1 protein-coding gene is annotated in these 1,395 nt (G+C 39.1%); it reads left to right on the top strand.

The genetic code is table 11. The features are described from left to right. Positions 1 to 334: 334 nt before the first annotated feature. Positions 335 to 1,312, top strand: coding sequence for a ring-cleaving dioxygenase (locus ACFQIC_RS20850; RefSeq protein WP_204712371.1), 978 nt, complete (start codon positions 335 to 337; stop codon positions 1,310 to 1,312). Positions 1,313 to 1,395 lie beyond the last annotated feature (83 nt).

Below are 1,395 nucleotides of genomic sequence, written 5' to 3'. Positions count from 1 at the left end.
AAAACTTAATGTTTAACATAGGAGAACCTTCCTTGATTTACACAGACTTCTTGACACTACCGCGTAGCCTGAGGAAGTTCACCACATGCCCACGGAAAGCGAGTGATTTCCCGGACCTTCAAGCGCTATACTTTGTAACGGAAACCACCGGAGTATCTCGAAGCTAAATTTTCCAAAATATGGGTCTTTAGTTTCTTTTTTATGAAAAGTAACAATAACTTATGGATTCGTAATCAATTGACAGAGAAGGGAATTCATATTATATTTATCTTGAATCCGAGATAAAAAATCACTTGTTCAATTTATAATAATAGATCTTCTAAGGAGGAATGACATGAATCAAATAAAGGGAATCCACCATGTAACAGCTATTACGAGTAGTGCAGAAAAGAACTATGAGTTTTTCACATACGTTTTAGGTATGCGTTTAGTTAAGAAAACAGTGAACCAGGATGACATTCAGACGTATCATCTATTCTTTGCTGATGATAAAGGAAGTCCAGGGACGGATATGACGTTCTTTGACTTTCCAGGAATCCCGAAAGGTTCTCATGGTACGAATGAAATTTCCAAAACCTCCTTCCGCGTCCCTAGTGATCAGGCATTAGACTATTGGGAGAAGCGTTTTGATCGACTAGAGGTTAAGCATAGAGGTATTAAGGAACGTTTTGGGAAAAAGGTGCTTCCTTTTGTTGATTTCGATGATCAGTCCTACGAATTGGTTTCCGATGAGAACGATGAAGGCGTTCAAGCTGGTACGCCATGGCAAAAAGGGCCGGTGCCTTTAGAGTATGCAATTACTGGATTAGGACCACTCTTTGTACGTGTTGATAATTTTGATTATTTTAAAGAGATGATGGAAAAAGTTCTCTTATTTAAAGAGATCGATCACGAAGGTGCTTTTCATTTGTTCGAAGTTGGTGAAGGTGGAAATGGAGCGCAAGTGGTAGTTGAATATAACACAATTCTTCCTCAAGCTCGTCAAGGATACGGAACGGTTCATCATTCAGCATTCCGTGTGGAAGACCGTGCTGCACTAGAAGAGTGGATTGACCGTATGCCACGTTTTGGTTTCCGTACATCCGGATTTGTTGATCGCCACTATTTCCAATCCTTATACGTTAATGTTGCACCACGGATTTTATTTGAATTTGCTACCGAAGGACCAGGATTTATGGGAGATGAACCTTATGAAACATTGGGAGAAAAGTTAGCTTTACCTCCTCTATTAGAACCAAAACGTGAACAAATTGAAAAATCCGTACGTCCAATCGATACGGTGAGAAGTACGAAAGATTTTAAGAAAGAATAAATCAAACGGTCTGTTCCTTATTAAAATGGACCCTGTAAAACAGACACTGATAAAAAACTACCTATCAGTTTCTCTGTTTTGCA

The sequence above is a fragment of the Halobacillus seohaensis genome (genome assembly GCF_042663045.1).
GTDB classification, from domain to species: Bacteria; Bacillota; Bacilli; order Bacillales; family Halobacillaceae; genus Halobacillus_A; species Halobacillus_A seohaensis.
The sequence above is the reverse complement of the archived record's forward strand: the minus strand, read 5'-3'. Positions and strand labels throughout refer to the sequence as shown.